Annotated in this window: 20 protein-coding genes and 1 tRNA gene; 13 read left to right on the forward strand and 8 right to left on the reverse strand. The window is 34.8% G+C overall.

The features are described 5' to 3' along the window. Nucleotides 1-48: 48 nt before the first annotated feature. Genes ACW9XH_RS08900 through ACW9XH_RS08920 form a run of 5 tightly spaced genes read left to right on the forward strand, consistent with a single transcriptional unit; the run spans nucleotide 49 to nucleotide 7,531 of the window. Nucleotides 49-1,020 (forward strand): methyl-accepting chemotaxis protein, encoded by a 972-nt coding sequence (locus ACW9XH_RS08900; RefSeq protein WP_457760307.1) that lies wholly within the window; start codon nucleotides 49-51, stop codon nucleotides 1,018-1,020. Between the two features lie 31 nt (nucleotides 1,021-1,051). Beyond that, a complete protein-coding gene (locus tag ACW9XH_RS08905) occupies nucleotides 1,052-4,846 on the forward strand; it encodes a S8 family serine peptidase (protein ID WP_457760308.1) in 3,795 nt (1,264 codons plus the stop codon). A gap of 42 nt (nucleotides 4,847-4,888) precedes the next feature. After that, nucleotides 4,889-5,494 (forward strand): twin-arginine translocation signal domain-containing protein, encoded by a 606-nt coding sequence (locus ACW9XH_RS08910; RefSeq protein WP_457760309.1) that lies wholly within the window; start codon nucleotides 4,889-4,891, stop codon nucleotides 5,492-5,494. Then, nucleotides 5,478-7,073 carry a cytochrome b gene (locus tag ACW9XH_RS08915; RefSeq protein WP_457760310.1) on the forward strand — a complete coding sequence of 532 codons (1,596 nt, stop codon included), beginning with the start codon at nucleotides 5,478-5,480 and terminating at the stop codon, nucleotides 7,071-7,073. Before ACW9XH_RS08910 ends, ACW9XH_RS08915 begins: the two co-directional genes overlap by 17 nt. Then, entirely contained in the window at nucleotides 7,070-7,531 is a 462-nt protein-coding gene (locus ACW9XH_RS08920) for a cupredoxin domain-containing protein (RefSeq protein WP_457760311.1), read from the forward strand. Before ACW9XH_RS08915 ends, ACW9XH_RS08920 begins: the two co-directional genes overlap by 4 nt. Here ACW9XH_RS08920 and ACW9XH_RS08925 read toward each other — a convergent pair. From ACW9XH_RS08925 to ACW9XH_RS08940, 4 genes are all read right to left on the reverse strand, one after another. Continuing rightward, on the reverse strand, nucleotides 7,528-7,878 hold the full coding sequence (locus ACW9XH_RS08925) for a hypothetical protein (protein WP_457760326.1): 351 nt from the start codon (nucleotides 7,876-7,878) through the stop codon (nucleotides 7,528-7,530). The genes ACW9XH_RS08920 and ACW9XH_RS08925 overlap by 4 nt on opposite strands. Nucleotides 7,879-7,917: 39 nt before the next feature. Then, a tRNA-Arg gene (locus tag ACW9XH_RS08930) sits at nucleotides 7,918-7,992 on the reverse strand. Between the two features lie 33 nt (nucleotides 7,993-8,025). Further along, nucleotides 8,026-8,868, reverse strand: a complete 843-nt coding sequence (locus ACW9XH_RS08935; RefSeq protein ID WP_457760312.1) for a DNA-3-methyladenine glycosylase 2 — start codon at nucleotides 8,866-8,868, stop codon at nucleotides 8,026-8,028. A 1-nt stretch (nucleotide 8,869) separates the two neighbouring features. Beyond that, nucleotides 8,870-10,135 (reverse strand): MBL fold metallo-hydrolase, encoded by a 1,266-nt coding sequence (locus ACW9XH_RS08940; protein WP_457760313.1) that lies wholly within the window; start codon nucleotides 10,133-10,135, stop codon nucleotides 8,870-8,872. Nucleotides 10,136-10,248: 113 nt separating this feature from the next. On the opposite strand from ACW9XH_RS08940, the gene ACW9XH_RS08945 reads away from it, so the two are divergent. Both ACW9XH_RS08945 and ACW9XH_RS08950 read left to right on the forward strand, forming a co-directional pair. Then, on the forward strand, nucleotides 10,249-10,461 hold the full coding sequence (locus ACW9XH_RS08945) for a hypothetical protein (protein WP_457760314.1): 213 nt from the start codon (nucleotides 10,249-10,251) through the stop codon (nucleotides 10,459-10,461). A 140-nt stretch (nucleotides 10,462-10,601) separates the two neighbouring features. After that, nucleotides 10,602-10,904 (forward strand): ATP-binding protein, encoded by a 303-nt coding sequence (locus ACW9XH_RS08950; protein WP_007403030.1) that lies wholly within the window; start codon nucleotides 10,602-10,604, stop codon nucleotides 10,902-10,904. A 34-nt stretch (nucleotides 10,905-10,938) separates the two neighbouring features. On the opposite strand, the gene tgtA is transcribed toward ACW9XH_RS08950, so the two are convergent. Both tgtA and ACW9XH_RS08960 read right to left on the reverse strand, forming a co-directional pair. Beyond that, nucleotides 10,939-12,453 carry a tRNA guanosine(15) transglycosylase TgtA gene (gene tgtA / locus ACW9XH_RS08955; protein ID WP_457760315.1) on the reverse strand — a complete coding sequence of 505 codons (1,515 nt, stop codon included), beginning with the start codon at nucleotides 12,451-12,453 and terminating at the stop codon, nucleotides 10,939-10,941. Nucleotides 12,454-12,484: 31 nt separating this feature from the next. Beyond that, nucleotides 12,485-13,033, reverse strand: coding sequence for an adenylate kinase family protein (locus ACW9XH_RS08960; RefSeq protein ID WP_457760316.1), 549 nt, complete (start codon nucleotides 13,031-13,033; stop codon nucleotides 12,485-12,487). A gap of 73 nt (nucleotides 13,034-13,106) precedes the next feature. On the opposite strand from ACW9XH_RS08960, the gene ACW9XH_RS08965 reads away from it, so the two are divergent. Together ACW9XH_RS08965 and kae1 are read left to right on the forward strand one after the other, a co-directional pair. Then, entirely contained in the window at nucleotides 13,107-14,294 is a 1,188-nt protein-coding gene (locus ACW9XH_RS08965; RefSeq protein WP_457760317.1) for a redox-regulated ATPase YchF, read from the forward strand. A gap of 1 nt (nucleotide 14,295) precedes the next feature. Further along, nucleotides 14,296-15,279 carry a KEOPS complex N(6)-L-threonylcarbamoyladenine synthase Kae1 gene (gene kae1, locus ACW9XH_RS08970; protein ID WP_457760318.1) on the forward strand — a complete coding sequence of 328 codons (984 nt, stop codon included), beginning with the start codon at nucleotides 14,296-14,298 and terminating at the stop codon, nucleotides 15,277-15,279. Here the strand turns inward: kae1 and ACW9XH_RS08975 are convergent. Further along, entirely contained in the window at nucleotides 15,273-15,599 is a 327-nt protein-coding gene (locus tag ACW9XH_RS08975) for a hypothetical protein (RefSeq protein ID WP_457760319.1), read from the reverse strand. The genes kae1 and ACW9XH_RS08975 overlap by 7 nt on opposite strands. A 37-nt stretch (nucleotides 15,600-15,636) precedes the next feature. On the opposite strand from ACW9XH_RS08975, the gene ACW9XH_RS08980 reads away from it, so the two are divergent. Both ACW9XH_RS08980 and rdgB read left to right on the forward strand, forming a co-directional pair. Continuing rightward, nucleotides 15,637-16,257 carry a KEOPS complex kinase/ATPase Bud32 gene (locus ACW9XH_RS08980; protein WP_457760320.1) on the forward strand — a complete coding sequence of 207 codons (621 nt, stop codon included), beginning with the start codon at nucleotides 15,637-15,639 and terminating at the stop codon, nucleotides 16,255-16,257. Then, on the forward strand, nucleotides 16,241-16,795 hold the full coding sequence (gene rdgB / locus ACW9XH_RS08985; RefSeq protein ID WP_457760327.1) for an RdgB/HAM1 family non-canonical purine NTP pyrophosphatase: 555 nt from the start codon (nucleotides 16,241-16,243) through the stop codon (nucleotides 16,793-16,795). The genes ACW9XH_RS08980 and rdgB overlap by 17 nt, the downstream gene beginning before the upstream one ends. On the opposite strand, the gene twy1 is transcribed toward rdgB, so the two are convergent. Next, nucleotides 16,767-17,795, reverse strand: coding sequence for a 4-demethylwyosine synthase TYW1 (gene twy1 / locus ACW9XH_RS08990; RefSeq protein ID WP_457760321.1), 1,029 nt, complete (start codon nucleotides 17,793-17,795; stop codon nucleotides 16,767-16,769). The genes rdgB and twy1 overlap by 29 nt on opposite strands. A gap of 195 nt (nucleotides 17,796-17,990) precedes the next feature. Here twy1 and ACW9XH_RS08995 point away from each other — a divergent pair, with 195 nt between their 5' ends. Continuing rightward, nucleotides 17,991-20,369, forward strand: a complete 2,379-nt coding sequence (locus tag ACW9XH_RS08995; RefSeq protein WP_457760322.1) for a thrombospondin type 3 repeat-containing protein — start codon at nucleotides 17,991-17,993, stop codon at nucleotides 20,367-20,369. Nucleotides 20,370-20,381: 12 nt separating this feature from the next. Next, nucleotides 20,382-20,988 (forward strand): thrombospondin type 3 repeat-containing protein (locus ACW9XH_RS09000; RefSeq protein ID WP_457760323.1); only part of this gene is annotated, 607 nt, incomplete at its 3' end.

Here is a 20,988-nt window from a genome sequence, read left to right on the forward strand (position 1 = left end):
CAATTTTTTCACAAGTAATATCTAGGAGAAGATTGACAATCAATTGAATTGAAAATTAAAATTTTATTTTCTTTCTTTGCTGTTTTGTTATTTCTTAACATACCAAATTCTTATTCAGAGCAATTAGAATTGTTTACAAATAGCAAAGTTTACGCCCCTGAACACAATTTACAAGTTTATGGAAAAGGTTTACCTAAAGAAAATTTAATTATTAGAGTTTTTGCTCCTGATGAATCCATTGCAAAATTTGATCAAATAACCACTAATCCTGATGGTTCCTTTAATTATTCATTATTAACTTGGCCTGAACCCTCAACTGATTTTCCATATGGTACATACACTGTAGAAGTTATTAGCACAGAACAAAATGGCGCTTCACAAAAGATTGATGTTAAATTTTCATCTTCAACAGAATTACTTGATGTAACTATTGAAAGATTTGTAAATACTCTGGTTTTTGCTCCAGAAACTGCAGCAATTGGTCATCCGATCAGAGTATTTGTTCAAACTACCAGTGATGGTCTTTTGATTGGAAATGAACCATCTAAATTACTGGGAACCACACACGTTCATCTTCCATCTGGAATTTCAATAACTCTTTCAAATTCATTCAAAACCCTGCATCAGGGATTGTATTATGTCGATTATACTCCAATAGAGGAAGGAACACATGTGTTTCATGTAGTTGCATTTAGTCAGGGCACTACATCTCATGGTTCAGCAGCTACGAATGTTCTAAGTCAAGATCTTGGAGGAATTTCTGATCAAATTATAACACTAAATTCCATTCTAGATGAAACATCAAATGAACTCACAATACTAAAATCTGAAATTACCGGATTTGATACTACAGTAAAATATGCAAGTACTCAAATTGATGAAAATATTGGAACCTTTGCACTTTCTGCAAAATCAATCAGTGAATCTTCAGCGCAACTAAATGCATTGTTACTGCCAATAATTGCATCAATTGGACTGATTGTAGCATTACAAGTTGCAATTCTTGCCCGAAGAAGATAGTTATAATAACATAAGAATGGAAAATTAATCGATGCCCAAGGCGGCTATTTTCTTTTGTGTATTGTTATTTTCTCCTATGGTTTCAAATTCACATGCATTTTTTCCTGCAGATTTAATCCCTGAAAAGAAATCTGAAAATGATTTTACTTTGAATTCAGATATTATAAAAATTGATCCTGATTTTTACACTGAAAATGATTTTAAAAGATATTTGATTTTTGGTACAGAATTACAAAAAAATAATTTTTCAAAATTAAATTCAATTTATGGAGTTCAATCCGACAGTGGTTTTTTTTCTGTATCGATTATGTCTGAAAGTTCTGCATCAAATTTGATTTCACAGGGTTATCATGTTGTTGAAGATTTTAAATTGGATTTTCATTCACCTGATGATTCAATTCAAGACGCCTCCAGAATTGGTGAAATTACTGGTTCTAATTTAGCTAAAATAAAATATGATTCAACTGGTAATGGCACTGTAATTGCAATTGTAGATACAGGCGTTGATTTTTCAAATCCTGACATACAACACTCTCTTGCTAGAGACAAAATCAATCATCCAATTATGCTTGATCCAGACGGTCAAGGAATCGTATTAACAAATGCCACTTTTTTTGCATATGTTGATGAAAATGAAATTATTAGAAATTACAGCAAGCCAATTCCTTCACACATGACATCTTCAGCTTATGTTTCACGTGATGGGGTGTTTCTTGATATATCTCAAGGGGGAAAAGGAAGTATTATACCAATTTATAATTCATTTTTTCCACAAATGGGATCATCAGTAATCTTTAACGGAACTCTTACAACTGATATGAAAATTGGAGAGGATAATCGTAATTATATTAAATCAAAAAGTGGAATTTACCATCTTGGTGTAATATATCAAGGGGCATTAAGTGGGGCATTTCCTCAAATACAGGTTGTACCTGTTTTAGTAGTTGATTCATTTACTCCTGGCGTATATGATACTATAATTCCTGATCTAAGTACCTCGTGGGAAGATTACACTAGATATGATTTAAAATCCGGTAAATTGCCAGACTATGATTTTGATTTTACTGATGAGAAACCAATAGTGCTAGGTAGTGGAAAAGAATTTCTTGTATATGATTCAAACAATGATGGAAAAAATGATTACAGTGCAGGAACAATTGGAGCGCAAGTTTTAGATGTTTATGGAGCAATCAAAAACAATTCTACTGACATTGATGATACCCTAAAGGCAATTAATGGAACTCTTTTACCTTCTTTGGATTCAAGTGGTCAATTTTTTGGTCTAATGACTGATTTTATGGGACATGGCACTTCTAGTGCAGCATCTATTACTTCACGTGGTCAAGAAACTTATGATATTTACAATAACTCAAAAAAATATTCGATCACTGGTGTAGCTCCTGATGCAAAAATCATTCCAGTAAAGGCATTATGGTTCGGTGACACTGTTTATGGTTGGTTGTGGTCTGCAGGATTTGAAAACAAAGATCATTCTTGGAAATTTTCAGGTCAACCCAAAGTTGATATTATTTCTAACAGTTGGGGCGTGTCAAATTTCCCATCTTTTAACACATCGCCTGGAATGGATATTTTGTCATTAATTCTTAGTGTACTTGCAACTCCTAATTCTTTAGATGACGATTATCCCGGTGTCACAATAATTTCCAGTGCTGGAAATTCTGGTCATGGTTATGGAACAATCGGATTACCTAACGCATCCCCATTTGGAATATCAGTTGGCGCTACAACAAACAATGTCTTTGTTGGATATGGTCCCTTCAAAGATCAACCTAGATTTGGAAATACAACTGATCATTCTAACAACGTAGTGGATTTTTCTAGTCGTGGCCCTAGTTCAATAGGTGATCCAAAACCCGATGTGATGAGCATTGGAGCTCATGGATTTGTACCCTCAAATGTTTTAAAAATTCATAAAGATTCTAAAGATGAATCCTTTTCATTATTTGGCGGAACTAGCATGGCTGCCCCTATCGTATCTGGTAGTGCGGCAATTCTAATTGAAGAGATGAAAAAACAATCCAAAGACTATGATTCATTTTTAATAAAAAATATTCTAATGTCTACTGCAACTGATCTGTATAATGATCCTTTTGCCCAAGGATCTGGATTGGTAAACATTGAATCGGCTTTGGATTACGTTAATGGCCAAAATGGAGTTTTCATTGTACATAACGATGGATCTTATGATAATGTCAAAAAAATGCTTGAGCCTGCAATTGAAAAAATCAATTCAACATCGATAGGATTTGATAAATTCCAACTTTCATCGCATTCATTTCCAATGACTAGTTGGTTTGCAGGACAGCTACTTCCAGGGGATAGAAGCACCACTGCATTCACAATTGACAATCCAACTAATGATACCTTAACAATTAATGTTAAACCTCAAACTTTGTCCTTAATATCAAAAACACAATTCAATGGGACAACAATTGTACAACAACAAGATTCCATACTGAACAATACTGGCACTTTTATTCCAAACTATGTTAAATTATCTCAGCTTGGAAATCCAAGTGAACTAAAGACATTTTTTAATGACGATGATCCAATCCCTGATGAATCATCACTAATGATATTAAATGTAAATTATCAATTTCATGATTTTATGAACAATACTTCTGATGTTTATGCTGATGATCTAAAAATTGCTTCTCTGTATCTTTATGATTGGATTGACAACAACAATGACACAAAAATTACTAGTGATGAATTATCTATGGTGAACAGGGCAGGTTCTTGGGGAACAGTTCAGGAATTAAGAATTTCAGAACCTAATGAAAAGTTTGAAGGAGTACCTCTAGTTGGAGTTTATCCTGTACCTACAAGATACTCTTACTGGTTAGGTGACACTAAACAAAATTCAACATCCATGGATTATACAATTTCTGCCAGTTATTATGAAAAAGAAAAGTGGCCTGTCATATGGTCTGAATTTGAGACACTCTCTGTTCCTCCTCAAAGTTTGGCAACTGTTGATATGACATTGATAACTCCAAGTGATTTCCAAACAGGTGTATATCAAGGATTTCTAACTTTTGAAAGTGATAAACATATTGTAAATGCCCCTGTATCTTTTGTGATTAAACAACCTGTAAGTGAAAATGATTCTACAATTTTGATCAAAGGAAAACAAAGTGATGATATCCTTTATGGAAATGGATATACAAAAGGCGCATTTGATATGGTCAATCGATACATGGCTGGTGATTGGCGTCAATATTATTTTGATATTCAAAACGAATCTATCAACACTGCAGCAATTGAACTTTCATGGATTAGTAATAATACTAATCTGTCTGTGTTTGTAATGGATCCTTCTGGAGAAATAATACAAACCAATATGCCTTCAGGTGTATTTGGTCATTTTCTGGGGTGGGCATCACTTGATTGGTTGGGAAGTTCAATCTTTAGTCAAGGCGGTGGTTTTTTCCCTGTAAAAAACAAAGATGATACTTCGACTGTCCTTTATGTTCCAATTAATCAAACTGGGACATACACGCTTTTAACACACTCTACATTATTTGGTGGTTCTTCAACCACTGAACCAATCACACTAGCAGCTAAATTTACAAATATTTCCCCTGAAATGATTGATTCGTTTGAATTAGTTGATATTGAAATCAAACCGATACCTACAAGATCTGAAAACGTTTCTAAAATTTTAACAAAAACAGAAATTCATGATCAAAGTAATATTGATTCTGATTTTTCATTTAGTGTTGGAATTATGGTGGGAATAGTCATTGGAATTGCGATCGGATTAGTTTTCATTTTTGTCATTAGACAAAAACCTCCTAATTAATTGAACAAGGTTTATAAGCAATTTGGCGAGAACGAGAGCTGAATGTCAGAACTGGGGACAAAAAAGTCTGGCGGATTATCCCGAAGAGACTTTCTAAAATTAATGGGTGCCGCAGGCACTGGATTAGCATTTGCTCCATTTGTCCCATTTGGTAATTACATGCCAAATCCAAATCAGGCATCACTTGAAAGAGTTCCAGTAATTTTACCTGATGGCACTCAAGCTAATATCAACACTTTTCCAGTCAATCATGCTGAAGTGATTACATATCCTTCAACAGGTGATGCTGCACTTGATGCAGAAGCTTTTCGTAAATGGCAATTCATCAGACTTCCTGAAGAATTAGGTGGAGGGAAAAAAGATACTGATGCATTACGAGCTTATAGTATGATTTGTTTACATCTTTGGTGTTTATGGAAATATTGGCCAGATGAAGGCAGAAAAAGAGGCGAATGTCCTTGTCATGGAAGTATGTATGATCCAATGACTGGAACCGCATTTGTTGGTCCTGCATCAGTACAAGCTGCGCCATCAAACACTTTACCGAAACTAACATTGGATATTGATTCAGATGGGTTGATCTTTATCATGCCACCAAAGTTTAATGCAAATGAAAATGGAGTAATTGGATATGGCCGTTTCGCTTGAGAGAAGAACAGGAGTTGTAGCACTCCTTTACTGGCTTTGGGACGGAGTAGACAGAACTATCTTTACTGCAATTAAATTCTCCTTCCCTGCAAGATTTGTTAGTCCGTTTGGATTTTTGGGAATGCTCACATTCATTGTATTCATTATTCTTGGTGTGTCAGGAGCTTTACTCATGTTTTACTATCAACCAATTCTTGACCGCGCATGGGACAGTGTCCAATTCATTAACGATGATGTTCCGTTTGGTTTTCACATTAGAAACATTCACTATCACGGTTCTAACGCTATGGTACTTCTTGCAGTTCTTCACATGTATTATCAATACTTTAGTGGAAGATACAAAATTAGAAATGAAGTTTTATGGATGACTGGTGTCATTCTTGGAACTGTCACAATTCTTGAAGCATTTACAGGGTATGATGTTATTTTCAGTGAAAGAGCAGAACTTGCAATTAGTATTGCGGCGTCACTAACTACATCTATTCCTGTGGTGGGGCCGACGATTCGTGATGCAGCGTTAGGAAGCGGTTTCTCGGACTTTGTATTGAGATTCTATGCACAACATGTGTTCTTGTTGCCAATTGTAATGCTTGGATTGATGGCAGTACACTTCCCAAGGTTCTTGGTCTTTGACGTACCAATGGTTATGGCAATCGGTGGTGCTATTCTGATAACTGGTGGCGTATTCCCAATTGATATGGGATTCAAGTTTGAACCCACGGTACCGCCAGGTGTCACAGTTCCTGAATGGTATCTTACAGGAATCTATGCGTTTATGAGGACTCAATATGACAAATTTGTTACTGGACTGCTGTGGCCTTTGCTGTTCATTATATCGTTCGTATTAATTCCATTTATCGATAGATACAAGAAATTCTCATGGAGAGATAGGCCGATCATCACTGCATTTGGTATAACCAGCCTTGCACAAATCATGGTTACAACATACTGGGGTTTCTATATCTCACCTGACACAAAACTTCCATTAGTGGAACGTTTGGTTATTGATCCAATATTCTTCTATTCTACAATGATATTGTTGGTACCATTAGGATTTGGATTTACTTACATGATGATCAAACTAGCAAATGAGGCAGAAAGAAAATCAAAACTTGCAAAAAGCAATGGCCCTCAAAAAGTAGCCACGATCAATCTTTCTGAAAAATGGATCAATTGGTTACTAGTTGCACTTTTGGCATTCCAAGTGTTCCTAAACATTGCAGCTTACAATGCGGCTTTGACAGGAATGAAGAACGTTTCATTGTTCTTTGTTGGAATTATCTTACTAGTGTTTGCTGCATTCTTCCATGTGTACCGGTATGCAATGAGTCAGCAAAAGAATGCACCTCCACCCGCACCTGTACCTGCAATGGACGAGAAACCAAAATTGGCAGAACCTGAGGTTCCTGTTGAACAAAACAAACTACCAGAAGATGAAACAACATCTGATGTAAGACCAGATCCAAAAGAGCTGGCACCTGAAATTCCAGTACCAAAGACTCAGGCAGATTTGGGAGTTGGCACAAACAACAATTCAAATGTTGGTTCTGCTGATCTTGATGGAGTGAAAAAATTATGAGTATGCCTACATCCAGTCATGCATATGGTATTGGAATGATTGCATTAATTATTGGGATGTCTGCATCTGTAGTATTTTACACATCATTTTATCTTCCTGAATCTTTGGCAAAACCTTCAGTATCTGAACACATTCTAAATCCAGAAGAAGATTTTATCATTGAAATTGTTCCTGGTGCAGTAGTTGAAGGAAATCCAAACTATGTACCAAACAAACCAACTGTGACGTTAACTATTAACAATAAAGTAATTTGGCAAAATAATGACGACACTGCTCACACTGTAACCCCTGATCACAGAAGTGAGGATAGTTACAGTGGCGAATTTGGTTCACCTGGTGTGATGAAACCTGGTGAGACTTATGAATTTCTATTTACTGAACCCCAAGATGTTCCTTATCACTGCACACCTCATCCATGGATGGAAGGAACTATCAGTGTAGAATTAAGTAGATTCTAGTTAGAATATTTTGCAAAAATTATTTTACTTTCAATTTCTTTATGCTGCTCAATAATTGATACTCTAAATTTTACTTCATATTCTTTATCTGGTTGAAAATTAATTATTGCAGTAAATTCTGCTTTATCCTCAGGCATTACATCTTTGTTGATAAACAATCTTGAAACATTCTGAGATATTTTTTTTCCATTATATGATTTGTAAATTATGTGTTCATTTGAATCCAAAATTGTTGTATTTATGACTACTCCGTCATATCTTCCTGGATAAGAAACAGTGACTACTCCTTTGATTTCAGAATCTGGATGAATATCTGTTGAATTTAATTCAAATTCTAAATCTTTCACAAACCATTGTTTCCAAGTTGGAATAATAGTTTTGTTAAGTGGGCCCAAAGGGCTTCGATCCCTTGACTTTTGGATTAGAAGTCCAACACGCTATCCATGCTGCGCCATAGGCCCAAAAACCTAAAAATTAATTGCCATTTTAAGGGTTTACAGCCACTTTTTTTGGTAATTCTCTCTTTCCATTTTGAAAAGAAATTGCTGTGCATACCCTGCATATGGACCAAAATGGTTTACAGTTTTTTCATGGAGAATCCCGTATTGTTTTTCAGTAATAGTTTTAGTCTCTATTTGGAATTTGTCTGAATAATATTTTTCTAAAATTCTAATCATCCATCTATCTAAAGGAAAAGATTCCAACTTGTTTAACGAAAATAACAAAATACAATCTGCAACTTTGTTTCCTATTCCCGGAATGAGGAGAATCTCATTTTTTGCATCTTGATAATTGGCTTTCTTCAAACATTCAAAATCAATTTTTTTTAAAACTGCCGCATTTGCTGCATCCTTGATGAACTTTGCACGATAACCTACGCCACAATTTTTTATTTCATTTATTGATGCCTTTGCAAGTTTTTCTGGATTTGGAAATAAAAAAAACTCTTGATTTTCAAACTCAACTTTGTCTCCGAATTTTTTTGTTATTTTTTCTAAACTATTTTTGATTTTTTGAATGTTAGAGTTTGATGATATGATAAATGAAATTAGACATTGAAAGGGATCTTGCTCGAGAATTCTTAATCCCAAATATTGTTTTACAGCTTTTTTGGTGACACTGTCTTTTGAAATAGACTTGATTATTTTTTCAATATTGTCTCTTTTTCGAAAAAAATCTGTCTTTACATTTTGATACGATTTGATCGTTCCTGATTTTGATATTTTTAAAATGTCTTGTCCGTTAACCCCATACCATATATCGTTATTTTTTCTCCAAAGAAATACTTGACCGCTATTGATTGAATTTTCAACATTTATTGTACAATTATTTTGCATCTCAGACAGTTATTTCATCATTAACTGCAGGTGCATGTGTTTCAAAACCAAATTTTTCATGGATTTCTCGAGCAAACAACTCACATGATTCAGAATCTCCATGCACTGTCCACACCTTTGGATTTCCCTTTATTTTTGAAATCATGTCAAATAATTCCTTCTTGTCTGCATGTCCTGAAAATTGAAATTGCTTAACCTCTGCTTTCACACTGAGATCTTTGCCTCTGGTTGAAACCATTCCTGTATCTAGCAATTTTTTACCTGGTGTGCCTTCTCCTTGATACGACACTAGTGCAATTCCATTTTTACTATCAAAAGATAATTCCTGTAAATAATACACTGCATTTCCTCCAACTAGCATTCCAGCTGGTGAAATTACAACACAGGGTTCTCCCATTGCACGTTTTCTTTCGGCATGATCTGTTATTGCAGTCGCACTTTTGATTGCTTCAGAAAAGACTTTGGGATCTCTTAGATATTCTGGATGTTTGAACATTATTTCATTTACTTTTAGTGCCATTCCGTCCATTATGATTTTATGTTTAAAATTTGCACTTCGTAAAATACAAGCAATCTCTTGAGATCGTTCAACTGAAAATGATGGAATAAATAATATTCCTTTTCTATCCATAACTTCATTTGCAAATTCTATTAATTCAGTTTCTGATTCTTTTCTTGGCTTTTGTTCTGTTTTTGCATAAGTACTCTCAGTAATCAGCATATCAATTTCTCCTATGTCCAAATCCATCTCTCGAAGCATTCGAGAACCGTGTGTTTTGATATCACCTGTATAGAATAATCGTTTTCCTTCTGATTCCACTAGTACTGTACTTCCTCCAATCACATGTCCTGACTCTCTGAATTCAAAAGTTGCATTTCCTTTGGTTACTTTTTGTTTGAATCCGATCTCTTTGGCATTTTTCATCATATTGTTTAATTCAGGCAAATCAAATGGGTGTGCGTTTTTTTCAATTTTTAACATGTCATTGATTAGTAATTTTGAAAGATCAAACGTTGGTGGTGTGGCATAAACATCTGTATTTCCACTAACAAAAAGCGATGGGACATTGCCTGAATGATCTAAATGGGCATGAGTAATGATGATTGCGTCTAAATCTTTAGGTTTTACATGTAAGGGATACTGTGGTGGGGACCCTCTTCTTCCAAACATTACTCCATAATCAAGTAATAATTTTGTCCCATTACAATTAACTAAAAATCCTGATCTGCCTACTTCATTTGCAGCCCCTAAAACTTTAACATCCAAGAATTAAATTCACTTTTCATCTACGTTAAAACCTTCTCAGGGAAGATCCGATCATTATGCCTGTCGTGGAATCTACAAAAGCTTTAATTAGTGTAAGCTAAGATTCGATCCTCATGGGAAGAAGTTTCGCAGATTGGTTAGCACAGCAAGACCAAGCCGTAGTCGCAAAGACACGTGCTGGTGATGAAGCAAACAAACCACTCTTAAACCAACTCAACTGGATTTGGGTAAACAATCTTATGAATCAGAAAGCAGACCTTAATCCTTCTTCAGCAGAACTACTTGACTGGGTTACCTCAGGCCAAATAGATGCAATGAGAAAATAAACGTGCACACACGTTGTCTTTTTGTTTTTTAAATTTCTCAATCTAGATTCTGCGCATATGTTTTGACTCGATCATTTTCATAACAGGGTTATGAATTTCAATCATGGTTTAAATAGGTACCAAGCAATCTAAACTTTGTAATGCCAATAGCAATACTTCCAGACATTGATGAACAAAGATGTATCGGATGTGCACTATGTGTAGAAATCTGTACAACTCTTGGTCCTGATGTCCTTAGAGTCAAACCTGTTGAAGGTTGGAAGAGAGGTAAAGCATTTGTTTTCTACCCAGAAAGATGTATTTCTGATGGTGCATGCATCGGTGTATGCCCAACAAAATCAATCTTTTGGATGAGACCAATGAATTACACAGCTGGACAACCAGTACCTCTTCACAAAAACGGTATCTTCATCAAAGGTTGGGCTGAAGACGCCGCTCTATAAGCAGCATCTTTTAGCACATTCTTTTTTCTTATTTTTAATTACCAAAAGATTTTCTCTTGATCTCTTTTGGTAAACTTTTTACAAAATGCTTTAGGAATGCATCTTCTTTATCATAATGCATTTCTAAAAATTTATTGTTGACAAAGAAATCATTCCATGTTTTTTCAAATTCTGGGAATTCATTTGGTTCAAAATCTATTCTAGCAGTTTCATGATGTGCAGCTGGAAAAATGTCTGAAATTTCAATTGGTATTAACCCCAATATTGGATTATATTGGCATACTTGGAACGAATCAAAACCTTTGATTTTCCTTTTTAATCCGACATACTGGTGAGAAAGATATCCTGGTTTTGAACTTGATTCTTTAGTGATGATTAATCTCTTTTTCTTTGATTTGAATTTCCTAACTATTTTGTGAAATGATACAACTTCTGGTCTGTACTGATCCTCTTTGCCAAATAAGAAAATAGCTTTTTCCTTAAATTTTGGAGTACCCAAACCAAGAAATTCATAGTTTTCAGTCATAACCTCAATCATTTCAAATAATTTTGGATGAGCCCTTGCTTTTTTAATTACATATTCCCACAGTCTCCCTTCATGTATTGCTTGTTTTACCTTGTCAACTTCTAGCTTAATTGCATACAAATTATGAATTGCTAATTGATTGATCTTTTCAGTTGGCTCTAATTGGCGAAATTCATCAGGAGTATATTTTGAACATATCTCACAATTACATGGAAATACCGTAATATCTGATAAATATCGTGTGCCATCGTCAGTGATGTATCTTAGTTGTTTTGCATACAGCATGTATGATGCTGAATCAAATGTATCGCAGCCTAATGCTATTGCAAATGGTATTGTGAGAGGATGTCCTGCACCAAAAAGATGTAGTGGAATTGAATGCGGCATCTGTTTTTTTGCAGCCACTATCATCTGTGCTAATAATCTGTATTCATATGACTCCATAAATTCAACTGGACTTCCTAATGCAAGCATTTGAAATCCCATATCTACCAAACTCCTTGTAGATTTTGCAACCAAATCAAAGTGCTCTCCTCCTTGAATTGGCCCAATCCAAATTTGACCATTATCTGCCCTTCCATCAAGAGTTTCTTTTGAAACTTTTAGAGTGTGTTTTACATATTCTTCCGCTTTTTTAATTGGCATTCCGTATCCTGTTGGTTTGTCCAACGGAATAGCAAAATCAGTTAAAATCCCTTTTTCAAAATTTGCCATATCTGGTGGTGATACATCAACATCCCCATATTCAAGAACTTGATATCCTCCAGAATCTGTCATGATTCCTCCATCAAAATTAATTATCTTGTGAATTCCTTTCTCAACAGCATCATCGCCATAATTGTTTCTTGTAATGTATGCATTAGTAATTACTAAATCAAAACCCATTTCTCGAATTTTTTTAGATGGGATTGTTTGTTTGACGGGATGAATAACGGGAACATATGCTGGAGTCTCAATTTTTCCATGATTTGTATAAAGTGTTCCAATTCTGCCAGCTAAATCAGTTTTTGAGATTTCAAACAAGTAATTACACAAATTTAAAGGCGTTATTTAATCAATCAACAAAAAACTTTCCCAAATCATTATTTTTTGTCACTAATTCAAGCCAATCCACTTCCTCATTTCCCTTTTTATTCATAATTACACTCATAATTTTCTCAAGCATTTCTGCAACTGTTTTCCCACTGACGTTAATCTGAAATGTTTTTTCTTGAAATTTACCAATTGCATCATTTGCTATGATTCCTAGAATTTCACTACCTGTGTTGTCTCTAGTTTTTTTATCAGAATACTTCCTATCTTTATAAACTGGAATTAAATCATAGGGGCTTCTTCTTAAGACTATCATTATACTAACTTGACTTTTTTTTAAAACATACGGGGCTAAATGTCCTACAACTACATTATTTTCAGAAACTTTTTGTTCAAGTATTTTTTCCAATCTTCCAACATCTATGTCGTTTGTATCTCCATTTTTTTCAAAAAGTCCAGAGTCTTTTGCAATTTCGTTAATGTCTATTATTGACAGCTTCATTCTATTGGCAATTTGTTGTGTAATCGTGTGTTTTCCAACACCTGGATTACCTGTAATTACAATGGACATGATATGAAATCATGATTGACTAGATTAAACGATTTCTGCAATACTAATAAGTAGAATTAGATTTTTGAGAGTATTGCAAATTGGTTTACTGGGAAAAGCAAATGTTGGTAAATCTACCTTCTTCTCAGCTGCAACTGAAACACCAGTTGCAACAGGAAATTTTCCTTTTACAACAATCGAACCCAATGTGGGGGTAGCCTATGTCAAAGCAGACTGTGCTTGCAAACATTTTGAAATCAAACATGAAAATGAATTGTGTGTAAATGGCACACGTTTTATTCCTGTAAAACTCATTGATGTTGCAGGATTAGTTCCTGGCGCACATGAAGGTAAAGGATTGGGAAACCAGTTTCTTGATGATGCACGACAAGCTGAAGTTTTGATTCATGTTGTCGATATTGCAGGAACAACAGACATCCAAGGACAATCTGTTCCAGTTGGAACCCATGATCCATTAGAAGATGTAGCTTTTGTACAAGATGAATTTGATCAATGGTTTGCAGATATTCTAAAAAGAGAATGGGATAAAATCTCCAGAGAAATAGACCAAAAGCGAGCAAAACTAACTGATGGTATTGCAAAAAGATTTTCTGGATTAGGAATTAAAGATTTCCAAGTTCAAGAAATTCTTCAAAAATTAGGTTTTACGGCTAAAAATCCGAAAGAATGGGGTGAAAATGATATTGAAACTTTTGCCAAAGAATTAAGAAAAAGTACAAAACCCATGATTATTGCAGCAAACAAGGCAGATCTTTGCAAAGACCTTGATGTAATTAAGAAAATTTCCGACAATGTAATTCCATGTAGTGCGGAAACTGAATTACTTTTACGAAAAGCATCAAAAGCCGGAATTGTGAATTATTCTTCAGGCGATGAGGAATTTACCGCTGTTGAAGGGAAAGAAATTCCATTACCCCAACAAAAAGCACTTGATTTGGTAAATACTGTTTTCTCAAAGATCCATTCAACTGGTATTCAAAAAATTCTAAACACTGCAGTTTTCGATTTGCTGAAATTTATCGTTGTATACCCCGTAGAAGATGAGACAAAACTTACTAACAAAGATGGCGTTATTTTACCTGATACAAAATTAGTTCCACAAGATTCCACTGCTAGAGATTTGGCAGGATTGATTCATGCTGATATTGCAAAGGGATTCTTGCATGCAATAGATTGCAAAACAAAGCAAAGGATTAGTGGAGATCAAAAACTCAAAAATGGCGATGTAATCAAAATCGTTTCTACATTAAGTCGTGGATAATATGTTGGGTTTAGGAATTGAAAGTACAGCTCATACGTTTTCTTGTGCAATAATTGAAAAACGTGGAAAGAAAGGAAAAATTCTTTCAGATATTAGAAAAATTTACCGTCCTGCAGAAGGAGAAGGAATTCATCCCCGTGAAGCATCTCGTCATCATATTGAGAATAGCTCTCTGGTACTTTCTGAGTGTCTTCAAGAAGCAAATGTAACCGTTAAGGATTTAGATATTGTTTCATATGCGGCTGGACCTGGTTTGGGTCCGTGCTTACGTGTGGGTGCCATAGTTGCCAGATCTCTTTCCTCTTACTATAAAATTCCAATATATCCAGTAAACCATGCAATTGGACATATTGAATTAGGAAAATTACTAACTGGTGCAACTAACCCTCTGGTCCTTTTAGTCTCTGGAGGACATACTATGCTTTTGGCATTTTTAAATAAACAATGGAGAGTCTTTGGAGAGACATTGGATATTACTCTGGGCCAATTACTGGATCAATTTGGACGTTCAATTGGATTTGCATCCCCATGTGGAAAAAATATTGAAGAGTTAGCTTCTACATCTTCAAACTATGTTTCTTTACCGTATTCTGTAAAAGGCAACGATGTGTCTTTCTCTGGATTATTATCTGCAACAAAATCCGTTGCAACAAAAAGCAAGATAGATGCTTGCTACTCACTTCAAGAAACAGCATTTGCTATGATCAGTGAGGCAGTAGAACGTGCTTTATCATTTACAAGAAAAAAAGAATTAATGATTGTTGGAGGGGTTGCAGCTAACAAACGATTATCTGCAATGCTAAAAGATGTTAGCAAAAGACACGGCTGTAAATTTTTTGTTGTTCCATTACAGTATGCAGGAGATTGTGGAAGTCAAATTTGCTGGACAGGTTTACTGGAATCTCAAATAAAATCTGGTGTGAAATTAAAAGATACTTTTGTTACGCAATCTTGGAGATTAGATTCTGTTAAAGTAGACTATTGATTTTTGTTTTCACTAATAGTCTGTTCAATAATTTTAACCCAACTTTTAGTATTGAAAACTCCAAACTTGAAAGTTTGTTCGCCATCATCTGTTTTTGCTGTAAAACATACTTTTTTCATAAATAAACCCTCTTTCCATGTTTTTGTTATTTTATCTAATGAAATATCTAAAACAGTATCTCCAAAATGTTTAGAAAAGTCCATTATCCTTGCATTAGTTTTATCAAACGCCAATCTCCTATTTGTCAATGTTAAAATTCCTGCACCTAGATTGTCTTCACTACAATCTTCTTGTTTGATTCTTTTCTCTCCTTTATCCATGATTAATTTTTATTGAATTCCTCTGGATATAATGCTAATGAAATTAGTCAAAAAAGGTGCTGAAGCAGATCTTTATCAAACTAATTGGCAAAATTCAAACGCAATACTAAAAATCAGAAAAATTAAAACATATAGAAATTCTTTATTGGATTCAAAAATTCGTAAACAAAGAACAATTAAAGAATCACAAATGCTATCTCTTGTGAAATCATTTGGAATTCCAACTCCTCTTGTTTACTTTGTAAATTTAGATAAAACATCAATTATCATGCAAGAAATTCCTGGCAAACCTGTACATGATTTATCTGAATCAAAAATTATCAAACTATCAAAGGATATTGGAAAGCTGGTTGGCACTTTACATAAGAACGGAGTAATGCATGGTGATTTAACAACCTCAAATTTTATTTTGTTTCAAAATACTTTATTTGTAATTGATTTTGGATTATCTCAAATATCAATTAAACCTGAAGATCACGCTGTTGATTTGAGGCTCATTAAAGAGATCCTCAACAGTGCTCATGCCAAAATTATGTTATCTTCATGGAAAAATTTTCTAAGCGGGTATAAATCAATAGTTGGTCATTCTTACTATGTCAAAATAACTAAACTAGTCTCAGAAATAGAAAGTCGTGGAAGATATGCGCAAGTCGTTTGATCTTTTTTTTGTATCTTCTAATAATCATAAATATCAAGAAGCAAAGATAATCTTGAATTCTTTAGGAATTAATCTTGGATTTCTAAAATCTAATTTGGAAGAAATTCAATCAAACTCACTTGATGCTATTGCAATGACAAAAGCTAGAGATGCATTTTCTAAATTCAAAAAACCTGTAATAGTTGAAGATGATGGACTATTCATAGATTCGATTGATGGATTTCCTGGTCCGTATTCATCATATGTTTTCAAAACAATTGGGAATAGGGGAATTCTTGATCTATTAAAAAATAAAAGAAAAGCAAAATTTGTTTCAATTATCACTTATTGTGACAAAACAATTTTGCAGTCATTTGAAGGAAAATTAAATGGAAAAATATCTAAAACTCAAAAAGGAAAAGGTTGGGGATATGATCCTATTTTCATTCCAAATAATTCAGTAAAGACATTTGCTGAAATGAATGACAAAAATGAATTGTCTCATAGATACAAAGCACTGAAAAAATTTTCTAAATGGTATTTGCGTAAGTTGGAATAAAACGATCTATAAATCGTTCATTATTTTGCAGTACTGAGATTCTTGAAACAATACTTTCATCCATTATTGAAAATATTTTACTTTGTTTTGCAATTTCTTCACTGAATTTTTTTACTTCTTCCATTTCTAACATGTTTGCATATTCTAATCTATTAGTTGAGCGTCCAATGTGCATATATGATTTAATTTCAATGAAATGTGGACTTGCTTTTCTAAACATTTCTGCAAATGCTGGAATTGATTCTTTCTGATCATTGTAATCTCTAATCAAAGTAATCCGTAACACTGTTCTGGTATCCAAATCTTTTAACATGCTGAGTGTTCTGTTCCATCTTTCCCATGAATCATAATATTTTGGCTTGTTTATTCTCATGAATGATTCATAGTCTGCAGCATTTGTTGACAGGTACAATTGCGTCGGCAATGCATCTTCATCTTGTAACTTTTGAATCATGTCCGGCTCTTGTCCGTTTGTTACAAGAAAAATTGATTTTGTCGCTTCAAATGATTTTAGATATTTAATTAGTTCTGGAAGTTTGGGATACATTGTAGGTTCTCCAGAAAGTGAAATGGCATAATGGGCAGGCAATAATGATTCATCCAATCTTTGTTTATCATTTCTTGAATCACCGTAAAATCCATTGATCAATTTTTTTCGTTCAGCCATTAATTTAGTTAAAATTTGTTCAGGCTCTGCAACTTGTTCTGGTTTCATTTGCATTGAATCATAAAATTCCATCGGTCTCCAACAATACACGCATCTGTTTTCACAATACATGCCAGCGGGAGAAAATTCCATGCATCTGTGAGTTGAAATTCCATAAAACTTGTGCTTGTAACAACTGCCTTCATGCTTGAATGATTTTTTTGTCCAATGACAAAGTCCGACAGTTGAATGATCTGCTACTCCATACTTTGCTTTTTTTAATTGCGCAGATATTATCGGTTTGATCTGAAGTAATTGCTCTTCTTCTTCAACTGTTTCTCCAGAGCAACTCATTAGTTCAGATCGTGTTTTGGTTTACTTAAATTGATCGAGATTTTTGTCCAACATGGAAATTTTTCTCAAAACTATTGATATTTTTAGTTAATTTCAGAGTGAGGTTTAATAACTGGATCCTCGACGTATTTTTAGGCCTTGAAAAAAATACACTCTATATCATTCCTATTCTTACTTGTGGCTACTTTGACTAGCATGCCAATTAATCCCGTTTTTGCTGCTGATGACTTGGATAAAGACGGTGTTGATGATTCAATTGATCAATGTCCAAATTTACGAGAAGATTTTGAAGGTACTATAGATGGATGTCCATCAAATTTTGTTCCATGGTATGATGAAGACTATGATGGGATAGAGGATCATATTGATCAATGTCCAAATCTAAAAGAACGTTATAACAAATTCCAAGACGAAGACGGTTGTCCTGACACACTTCCTGGAAGTGGATCTGGAGGAGCACCTGATTCTGATGGTGATGGTATTATTGATCTAGTTGATAATTGTCCAAACCAACCAGAAACTTTCAATGGAATTGATGATAGAGACGGTTGTCCTGATTCTTATGGTTCTGGTGATAGAGATAGAGACGGCGTTCCAGATTATTTAGACAAATGTCCACTAAGTGCTGAAACTTACAATAAATTCCAAGATACAGACGGTTGTCCAGATTCTGTTAATGACTCTAGTTTTATTGATACTGATAATGATGGCTTGCAAGATAAAATTGATTTATGTCCAAAAGAACCTGAAGTGTATAATGGTTATAGAGATACAGACGGTTGTCCAGATGTTGCATTAGATACTTCATTTAGTGATAAAGATGGTGATGGAATAGCTGATCAATTTGATATTTGTCCAAACCAACCAGAAACTTTCAATAGATTTGCAGATTATGACGGTTGTCCAGACTCGATGCCATTATTTGATGGAACACTAAATGACGCAGACGGTGATAGAATTATGGATATAGATGATGCATGTCCATTAGATCCTGAAAGATACAATGGCTTCCAAGATGAAGACGGTTGTCCTGACGTTCCTCCATATTCAAGTGATGTTGATTCTGACCTTGATGGAATTCCTAACAGTATTGATCAATGTCCTCAAGTAAAAGAAACTTACAATAGATTTCAAGACTTGGATGGCTGTCCTGACTTTGTAAGCTCTGCTAAAGGCATTCCAGATACTGACGGTGATGGAATTAATGATTATTCTGATCTATGTCCAAACCAACCAGAAACTTTCAATGGTGTATTTGACAGAGACGGTTGTCCTGACACTAATTCTTCAGCAGACAGAGACTTGGATGGAGTTCCAGATAATTTAGATCAATGCCCAACTGCTAAAGAAACTTACAATGGAATTAATGATTATGACGGTTGTCCAGATACCGTATCTGGATTATTTGGACAAGATTATGACGGTGATGGAATTACTGACTTGAATGACAAGTGCCCATTATCTGCGGAAACTGTAAATGGCTATCTTGATCAAGACGGTTGTCCTGATGTTGCTGTGTTAGATTCTGACGGTGATGGAATTAGAGATACATTAGATCAATGTCCTTCAACTTCTGAAACATGGAATCGTTATCAAGATCAAGACGGTTGTCCTGATAATCCAACTGAGACAGATTCTGATCAAGACGGTATACTAGATTCCGTAGATCAATGCCCTCTTGTTAGAGAACGATACAATGGCTTCCAGGATGAAGACGGTTGTCCAGACTATCCTGACTATATTACTAGTTTAGATACTGATTATGATGGAATTCCAGATGATTTGGATAAATGTCCATTAGTTCCTGAAACTTATAATAAATTCCAAGACTTGGACGGTTGCCCTGACAATGTAGCAGATAACAAGGGTATTCCAGATACTGATGGTGACGGTATCAATGATTATGATGATCACTGTCCAAACCAACCAGAAACTTTCAATGGTATTTTAGATAGAGACGGTTGCCCAGATAATTACATTTTAAAGAATGATAGAGATATGGATGGAATTCCAGATGGAATTGATGCATGTCCAACTGCTAAAGAAACTTACAATAAATTCCAAGATGACGACGGTTGTCCTGATTCTGTTTCTAAATCATTTGTAGTTGATTCAGACAATGATGGCATCAATGATGTTTATGATGACTGTCCTTTGGTAGCTGAAACTTACAATGGCTTCCAGGATGATGACGGTTGCCCTGATAGTGATAATACTCAACCAGATACTGACGGTGATGGTGTTCCAGATGTAATGGATATGTGTCCACAACAAGATGAGGTTTGGAACAAGTATGTTGACTATGACGGTTGCCCTGACACTCTTCCAACTGGAAATATGACAATTGATAATGATGAAGATGGCATAAACGATGATATCGATTTATGTCCAAATGAAAAAGAATCTTGGAACAAGTACAATGATCATGACGGTTGTCCCGACATTGCACCAGAACAATCAAGATACAAACACGATGCTGATTTAGATAATATTATCAATGAAAATGACATGTGTCCTCTAGAGCCTGAGGATTATGACGGTGACAGAGATACTGATGGATGTCCTGACCTTTAGGAGTATCTAGAAATGAAAAAACAATATCTTTTAGGATTTTTACTTTTACTAACATCAACAATTGGCATGATGCCAAACAGTGTATTTGCTAATGAGGCAATAGATTCTGACGGTGACGGGGTTCCAAATAATCTTGATCAATGTCCTCATCTTTTAGAGGACTATGATCCACAATATGGTAACAATATTGACGGTTGTCCAGCTGATTTTGTTCCATGGTATGATGCCGATTATGATGGCATTGAAGATCATATAGATAATTGCCCTACCGTAAAAGAGACTTACAATAGATTTCAAGATACAGACGGTTGTCCAGATTTATCTCCTGTAACTCCTCAAGGCATTTATGATTCTGACGGTGACGGTTATCCTGATTTTATGGATTCATGTCCTACTCAACCAGAAACATTCAATGGTATTGATGATACTGATGGCTGTCCTGATGATTCGATGAGTGTAAAAGATTCTGATAGAGATGGCATTTCTGATAATTTAGATGCATGCCCACTAGAACCTGAAACTTACAACAGATATCTTGATTTAGATGGATGTCCTGACAGTGCTACTACAATAGATTCACAATACACATTCCCAGATACTGACGGTGACGGTATTGAAG

Source organism: Candidatus Nitrosopumilus sp. bin_32a (assembly GCF_054095935.1).

Excerpts from the sequence above, each read along its gene's own strand:
- ACW9XH_RS08960 (WP_457760316.1), bottom strand. The coding sequence starts at position 13,033 with ATGTCCATTGTAATTACAGGTAATCCAGGTGTTGGAAAACACACGATT.
- ACW9XH_RS08945 (WP_457760314.1), top strand. The coding sequence starts at position 10,249 with ATGGGAAGAAGTTTCGCAGATTGGTTAGCACAGCAAGACCAAGCCGTA.
- ACW9XH_RS08975 (WP_457760319.1), bottom strand. The coding sequence starts at position 15,599 with ATGGATAAAGGAGAGAAAAGAATCAAACAAGAAGATTGTAGTGAAGAC.
- ACW9XH_RS08935 (WP_457760312.1), bottom strand. The coding sequence starts at position 8,868 with ATGCAAAATAATTGTACAATAAATGTTGAAAATTCAATCAATAGCGGT.
- ACW9XH_RS08980 (WP_457760320.1), top strand. The coding sequence starts at position 15,637 with ATGAAATTAGTCAAAAAAGGTGCTGAAGCAGATCTTTATCAAACTAAT.
- kae1 (WP_457760318.1), top strand. The coding sequence starts at position 14,296 with ATGTTGGGTTTAGGAATTGAAAGTACAGCTCATACGTTTTCTTGTGCA.
- ACW9XH_RS08920 (WP_457760311.1), top strand. The coding sequence starts at position 7,070 with ATGAGTATGCCTACATCCAGTCATGCATATGGTATTGGAATGATTGCA.
- ACW9XH_RS08910 (WP_457760309.1), top strand. The coding sequence starts at position 4,889 with ATGTCAGAACTGGGGACAAAAAAGTCTGGCGGATTATCCCGAAGAGAC.
- rdgB (WP_457760327.1), top strand. The coding sequence starts at position 16,241 with ATGCGCAAGTCGTTTGATCTTTTTTTTGTATCTTCTAATAATCATAAA.
- ACW9XH_RS08915 (WP_457760310.1), top strand. The coding sequence starts at position 5,478 with ATGGCCGTTTCGCTTGAGAGAAGAACAGGAGTTGTAGCACTCCTTTAC.
- twy1 (WP_457760321.1), bottom strand. The coding sequence starts at position 17,795 with ATGAGTTGCTCTGGAGAAACAGTTGAAGAAGAAGAGCAATTACTTCAG.
- ACW9XH_RS08995 (WP_457760322.1), top strand. The coding sequence starts at position 17,991 with ATGCCAATTAATCCCGTTTTTGCTGCTGATGACTTGGATAAAGACGGT.
- ACW9XH_RS08950 (WP_007403030.1), top strand. The coding sequence starts at position 10,602 with ATGCCAATAGCAATACTTCCAGACATTGATGAACAAAGATGTATCGGA.
- ACW9XH_RS08905 (WP_457760308.1), top strand. The coding sequence starts at position 1,052 with ATGCCCAAGGCGGCTATTTTCTTTTGTGTATTGTTATTTTCTCCTATG.